Origin of the sequence: Streptomyces sp. NPDC007901 (assembly GCF_042959465.1) — a bacterium.
Lineage (GTDB): Bacteria > Actinomycetota > Actinomycetes > Streptomycetales > Streptomycetaceae > Streptomyces.
On sequence record NZ_JBIBKW010000044.1, the window covers coordinates 24,076 to 30,691 of the forward strand.

A 6,616-nucleotide genomic window follows, 5' to 3' on the forward strand; every position below is an offset into this window, starting at 1 on the left:
GGCGTGTCTATGTGGTGGGCGTGGCCGTAGGCCCCTGGATCTCCAGGACGACAGCCGTTCCAGCGGCGGTTTGGTCTTCGTGCATAGTGATCGTTTGGCCGGGCCGGAGGTGCCGCCACTGTGAGGGGTCGAGGGGTGCGAGTCGCACCGAGGATCGCTCGCCGGGCCCCAGGGAGGGTGTGAATTCGACCCAGAGGCTCGCGATGTTGAGGGCGGGTTCGCCGGTCGCAGTTCGATTTCCGATATTCCACATCGGCCGAAGAACGCCAGCTCCGCAGAAGGGAGTCTGCCGACGACCCTCACTGGCCGGTCTGAGGGTGAGGTCAGCTCGGATGACCCCGTTGCGGGCTTCGTAGCAGCGCCAGCGACACCATGCCGCGCTCTTCTCCAGCTGCATCTGCTCGGCAGCCGTGGCGAGGGTCTCCCAAAAGCTGAGCTGAAGCGGGTGGACGTCGCCGAGCTCCTCCAACAATCCGAGAGCCACCTCCCACTCGTCGTGGGTCAGGTACTCCCAGACATCATTGACCGTGATGTCGTTCTCGGTGGCGATCTCTTCGGGGACCAGCAGGGAGGCGGCTTCCAGAAGCTTGGGGACGTCCATGCCCTGATTCTGGACCACGTGTCGGCGTACTCGCGAAAGTGCTCAACGCTCTGCACTTCGAAATGATCACTTTTCGGTGTCCTCGTCAGCCGAGGGAGCCAGGCCCGTTGACTCCTTGCTCGGCCTGCCCGCGCAGGCGGTCAGCTTGCCGTTTCTTCTCGGCAATGTGCCGCAAGCTCTCTCTCAGGGCGGCGACCTCGCCCAGCCACTGCATCCGATGGGCCTCTTCGAGTCGTTGATGAGTGTTCGCCTCGATCTCCAGCAGCCGCGGGACCTGGGCCAAGTCGAGGCGGAGCATGAGGCATCTGACGCAGGCATGCTCGTGCTGGCATGGGGTTCCGTAGGGTCTGTCGCAGGTGCCCAGAGAGACCTTGCGGAGGCTGAAGTGGTCGCGGAAGTCAGCCCATTCGGCGTCAGTTGGCTCCCGTTACTCTTCGCCGGGACGTGCAGCTCGGCGCTGGGCAACGAAGTGTCGGTAATGGCGGATGACCTCCTCGGGATAGACCGCGACGTATCCCTGAGTGGTGTTGAGATCGAGATGGCCGAGCACCTTGGCGGCGATGTGGATCGGCAGCCCGCCGTTGACGGTCTCGGTGGAGAAGATCCTCCGGAAATCGTGCGGGGTGAATCGCAGCCTCGCGCCGTCGACGTCGACGATGTCGGCCCTCTCCGCGAGTTCCGCGAGCAGCTCCCGCACTCGGTTCGGGGAGATCACCTGAAGCCGGCGCTGGGAGACGCCCTGGAACAGGTGCGGTAGTGGCGGACCGAAGGTGCGTTCGTAGCCGTCGTAGCGGCTCAGCAGCGGAACCTTCTCAGGGTCCTTGATCCTGCGGATGATGCGGGCGAGGACGGCGACCAGGTCCGGGTCGGCTGGGATGACTCTTTCCTGGTCGGTCTTTGAGGGGCTGATCTGCAGCAATGGAACCAGCTCGCCGGTGGGTGCCTGGTATTGCCGAAGGCTCAGGTGGGTGAGTTCCAGAAGTTCCTCGATGCGGGCTCCGGTCCGTCGCAGCACCTCGATCACCGCCCAGGTCCAGAACGCGTTGGACTCCTCGCACTCAGCGTCGAAGCGTGTCTCCGGCTCGGTGAGCGGTGTGACGAACACCGCGGTGGGCCGCCAGTGGCTGGTGGCCCGGCCGGTTCGGCGATACCGGTGGCCGCCGGCGGTGAACTCCTGGCCGGGCTCGGTCTGCCGGGCCGCGGCCAGGACGAGCTCGGCCTGTCGCAGTCGGTCCTCGGCGGCGGCGACGAGCCGTGGGACTACGGGGACCAGGGTGCGGGTGCGCTGCTGCATGCGGGCCTGGCGGTGCCGGGTTTCCTTCAGATAGCCGCGCACGTCGGCTTCGCTGATCGGGCAGGGGGCCGCCCAGCGGGACCAGCGGGCTGGGTCCTCCAGTGACCACTGCAGCAGGTCCAGGTAGAAGGAGCGGACGGCCAGAAGCACGTTGTGGCTGTTGCGGCGCGGGCGGCCGTCGGACAGAAGACGGGCCCGCTGCTTCCACTCCTGGGCAACGCCGTCAGACAGGTGGAGTGAGGAGATTCCGGGATGGTGTCGCTCCAGATCGGCCCAGAACAGTCCGGCGAGCATGTGGGCCTGGTTGACCAAGGACCCGTAGTCGAGGACTGCCGCCCGCTCGGCGATGTAGTGCACCAGGACGTCGCGGATGTCGCGGTGGGCGATCTGGTAGCGGTCGACCAGCTCGGCGGGGGTGAGCTGGCCAGGTGCGCGGGCCTGCCGCAGGGTGGGCGGTGCGTCCTTCAGGCCGCCGACGGCGTGCAGGATCTCATAGGCGAACGGGAGGGAGGCCACCGTGCGTCCGGAAGCCCGGCGGGCTGCCGCGTACTGCTCGAAGTCCTCAACTTCCAGATCAAGCAAGTCCTTTCCGGTGACGATGGTCATACGCGTGAGCAGGTTGAGGGCCTCAGCGCCGTGCTCGTCGCAGCCGCCCCGCCTCTCGGCATGCTGCCGCAGCCGGGCGAACACCTCAGCCTGGTTGTGCCGCCGGTAGGCGTCGTAGACCCCGAGCAGGCCACTGCCGCACAACCAGGCGTAGGAGGGCCGGACCGCGCGGAGCACGATCAGCGTGCTGAGCCCGGCGGTGAGCCGGCATCGTTGGGACTGGGTCAGCCCCGGCGGACCCCACTGCTTCCCGGATGTGTCGGAGCCGCTCAGCAACCAGCGGTCCTGCCAGCTGTCGCCAGGGAACTGGCTGAGCCAGTCCAGGACGCGGGCCATCGCTCGGTCCTGCCGGGACCGCTGCTGAACGGTCGGCTCCACCAGCAGAGCCCGAGCGAGCTCGATCAGCGTGGCCCGGGAAGCGCGCTCTCGCCCGGGAATCAGCTGCCCTGCGGGCCGCTCCGGCGGTCGAGGACCGATTAGGGCCGCAGGGGCGCGGACACTGGCCGCGGTGCGGGTGGTCCGTCCGTGGCGAGCGGCCATCATGCACTTCCGAACACGTCGGCGAGGTCGTTCGGGTCGTAGGTCCAGCCCGTGAGCGGCCGCGGTGGCGGCTTGGGCCGGGTGTAGTGCTCGTGCACCTTTGCGATCACCTCGTCCGTCCGCGGGCGCAGGTAGCCGCTGGTAGTGGTGATCCGCCGGTGCCGCATCACCTGCTGGGCGTCGACCAGGCTCAATCCGGGATCGTCGACCAGCCGTTGACACAGGGTGTGCCGCAGATCGTGCAGGCAGACATTCGCACCGATCCGCGCGTTGATTCGGTTCAGCACCGCCCGCAGCGCGGTGTAGGTCAGCGGGCGCAACGGCCCGCGCCGGGTCCACCACACCGGCTCGCTCGGCTCGGGCCGGTGCCCTTCCTGAGCCAACTCGCCCAGGTAGAGAGCCAGCCAGGAGAACGCCTCTGGTGACGCCGGGCAAGCCTGCTTCACCCCGCCCAGCCCCTTGGACCGCACGAAGATGCGGCCCTCACCAGGGTGCACGTCACCGATCGTCATCCCCAGCATCTCCGCGGCCCTGGCCCCACTGGACAGGAACATGGAGAACAGCGCGCGGTCCCGGTTACAGCCGAGGGCCGCGAACAGGTCCTCGATCACACCGTCCGGAACGGTCCGAGGTTCAGGATCGCCCTGCTTTTGCCGGTAGGCGCCACGGCGGTGCAGCCGGAACGGCTCCAGCGGATTGTGATGGCCCTCGATCCGACGGCCGTGGCGGCTCTGTGGAGGCACCGGTGAGACGACCGGCCCGTGTCCGGCCTGCACGTGATGGTCATAGAAGGCGGAGACTACCGAGAGCGCGTGGTTGATCGTCGCCGGAGCGTACCCGTCGCGCAGGTACGGCTTGCCGGTGCGCAGGTCCACCGACCCCGGAGCCGGCGCCCCTTCACGGTGGCGGTCGCGGGCCGGGTTGTGGCTGGCACGCAGCCACAGCACGAAGTCCCTACTTCCGTGCGCTGGGCACGGTTCCACGGCACCTCCACCGCTGCCAGGAACCGGAACCAGCGCAGCAGGTCATAGGCGTATGAGCGACAGGAAGCCGCCGTGTTTCCGCAGGCCACGAGCTCGCGCAGGAACTCGTTCGCCGGCGCGATCGGCAGCCCTGTGCCGTCCAGCACCTGCCAAGGCAGGGAGACATCTCGAATCTCGACCACTCTCCCGACCCGCGGCACCACCAGCCCGGCAGGACAGTTCCCCGGAGGACAAGCATCCTGAGCCATCGCATCTCCGTCCACGTGTCATTGCTCCAGACGGAGACTCCTCGCTTGCCCGATCGCGAAGGCGGAGGACACACCGATAGTGCGGTCAACGGGTCGGTGGACGGCCTTGCCCGAGTACGACAGGCGGAAGGAAAACAGGTAGCAGGTGACCAGTTCGCCGGCGAGGCGCACGCTGACGTCGCCGAAGTCGACCTCGGCCGCCATGCCCGGCTGGTGGGTCTGCGGCACGAACGCTTCCAGCGGGGCCTTGCCCGACTCCACCAGGATACGAGGCTTCCGGTCCGCGACGTAGCGCCGCACCATCTGGTAGGACACGTCGGCGCCGTGTTCTTCGACCAGGCGGTGGAAGAGCCGTGTGACCGTGTGCCGCTGCTTGCGCGGCGCATCCAGGTCCGCCCGCAGGATCCCGTCGATCACCGCCTTGTACGGGTCCAGCGCAGTCGGGCGCGGCGGCGGCTTCTTCCGAGGCTCCGGCCAGACCGAGTCCACGGCCCTGCGGACCGTCCGCCACGACACGTTGTACTTGCGCTCGATCTCCCGCATCGTCATGCCGCCGCGGTGGTCGCGCCGAATCGCGGCATACAGCTCGACCTTCGACATCTGCGGCATGACCAGGGCCTTTCACCAGGAACACCCCGATGCTCCCGTGGCAAGGACCCCACTGCCGTCAAAACTCGTGAACATCACCCGACCGTGGATCTGGGCGCCTCCCAAACCCGTGAACAACTGACGACACAACTCGTGAACAAAGCCACAGGGGCAGGACGCTGCTGGTCAGCCAGGGTTCGGCAGGGTCGCGAGCCGTTGCAGGGCGTCGAGGATCACGCCGGTCCAGGGCCAGTGCCCGGCGAGGCGGAGGATGCGACGCCGACCGGTGGTGACCAGCTGGGCGGCGGCGGAGAACAGCCGCAGCCGCAGGCGGCGGGGTTCCCATACCCGGGCTTGGCCGGTGAGGGCGAGCATCGGCAGCCAGGCCAGCAGGTCGAGTGCTATCTGGACGATCTCCAGCCAGATCTGGTTCTGGGCGGCCTCGTGGAGGGGGAGGTTGCGCAGACCGGTGGCCCGGGCGGCACGGATGCGGTCCTCGGCCCTCGCGCGCTGTCGGTGGCGCAGTTCGAGTGCAGTGATCGGGGTGTGCCTGGTGTTGGTGGCGAAGCAGGTCAGGCGCATGCCGTCGGCGTCGGTGAAGCGCAGCTGGGCGCCGGGGTGCGGCTGTTCCTTCCGCACGATCAGCCGCATCCCCTTTGGGCCAGCCCTTGAGGCAGTCGCCGTCGAGTTCGGCCACCCAGGCGCCGTCGCGGATCTCGCCGTCGGGCTCGACGGCCGGCGTCCAGGCCGATACCGGCACCTTCAAAACTGCCTGGTGGATGGCATCGGTGATGGTCATGCCGACCGAGTAGGACAGCCACCGGCCGCGGGCGGACAGCCAGTCGACGAACTCGTGGGTGCCCCCGCCCGAGTCGGTGCGGATCAGTGTCTGCCGTCCCCTTCGGTACTTCTTCGGCAACTGCGCCAGCGCGAGCCGGGAGGCTTCGATGTGGTCTGCAGCGGTGTTGCTGCCCGCGTTCCCGGGCCGCAGCAAAGCGGCGACCGGCTCTCCGGACCCGCCCCGGCCGTGGTCGACGAAACCCATCAGCGGATGGTGCCCGAAGGTCTTCTTCCAGGTCGCGGTCGCATCCTGCTTCTCGGATTGCGCGATGACCAGCACCCCGTCCAGGTCCACGACGACCTGCCCGGCCGCGTCCGGCGCCGCCTCCCCGGCCAACTTCCATACATATGCGCGGACATGAGCGCGGGCCTGCCGCAGTGCGGTCAGCGCACGCTTTCCGCCCGCTGCCAGCGTGTCGATCAGCCGGGACACCGTCGGATCGGAGGCCACCGGCCCGAACACCGCCGGCCTGGGAGACCACCCCGCGACCACCGCCTTCGGTACGGACACGCGGGTAGGACCCGATACGCTTCTTCACCTGAAGAGTGCTTCTTTCATGCGACGACCTGGACCCTAGACGAGTCCCATCGTTGCACCCATGAGGGCCGGGCTCGTCAAGCCCGCAGTGGGTCCGTGACCTCGGGTTTCGGTGTGACGGAAGTCCCCGCAGCCGAGGGCCGTTGGTTGTGTCTGGGGTGAAGTTTTGTTCGGTACTGGCCGTTCGCGTGGGGCTGGGCTCCCGGGATGCCGTGGTCGGCGTGGGGTTCACATGCACCCATTCGGCGTCTGGCCGGTGTGGTCGGCGCCATGACCGTGGTCCGGGGCCGGGGCTGCTCAGTCAGGTCATCGAGCGCGGCGGAGGGCCGTCTCATGCAATGGATGCGAGCTCACCCCGGGGTCTGCGGGCGGCCGGTG

The 6,616-nt window shown here is 68.2% G+C and carries 5 protein-coding genes and 1 pseudogene; all 6 read right to left on the reverse strand.

Features of this window, described 5'->3' with window-relative positions; all coding sequences use genetic code 11:
- Positions 1-7 precede the first annotated feature (7 nt).
- Positions 8-601 carry a hypothetical protein gene (locus ACFZDK_RS53595; protein WP_390986145.1) on the reverse strand — a complete coding sequence of 198 codons (594 nt, stop codon included), beginning with the start codon at positions 599-601 and terminating at the stop codon, positions 8-10.
- An 85-nt stretch (positions 602-686) separates the two neighbouring features.
- Positions 687-899 carry a hypothetical protein gene (locus ACFZDK_RS53600; RefSeq protein ID WP_390986148.1) on the reverse strand — a complete coding sequence of 71 codons (213 nt, stop codon included), beginning with the start codon at positions 897-899 and terminating at the stop codon, positions 687-689.
- 129 nt (positions 900-1,028) lie between these two features.
- Positions 1,029-2,837 carry a tyrosine-type recombinase/integrase gene (locus tag ACFZDK_RS53605; protein ID WP_390986151.1) on the reverse strand — a complete coding sequence of 603 codons (1,809 nt, stop codon included), beginning with the start codon at positions 2,835-2,837 and terminating at the stop codon, positions 1,029-1,031.
- A gap of 203 nt (positions 2,838-3,040) precedes the next feature.
- Positions 3,041-3,916: a tyrosine-type recombinase/integrase gene (locus ACFZDK_RS53610; RefSeq protein ID WP_390986153.1), complete on the reverse strand. Its 876-nt coding sequence runs from the start codon at positions 3,914-3,916 to the stop codon at positions 3,041-3,043.
- A 374-nt stretch (positions 3,917-4,290) separates the two neighbouring features.
- The gene (locus ACFZDK_RS53615) at positions 4,291-4,881 is read right to left on the reverse strand and encodes a hypothetical protein (protein ID WP_390986156.1); all 591 of its coding nucleotides are present in this window, start codon (positions 4,879-4,881) and stop codon (positions 4,291-4,293) included.
- A gap of 165 nt (positions 4,882-5,046) precedes the next feature.
- A pseudogene (locus ACFZDK_RS53620) lies at positions 5,047-6,169 on the reverse strand (IS1380 family transposase); the annotation flags it as partial.
- Positions 6,170-6,616 lie beyond the last annotated feature (447 nt).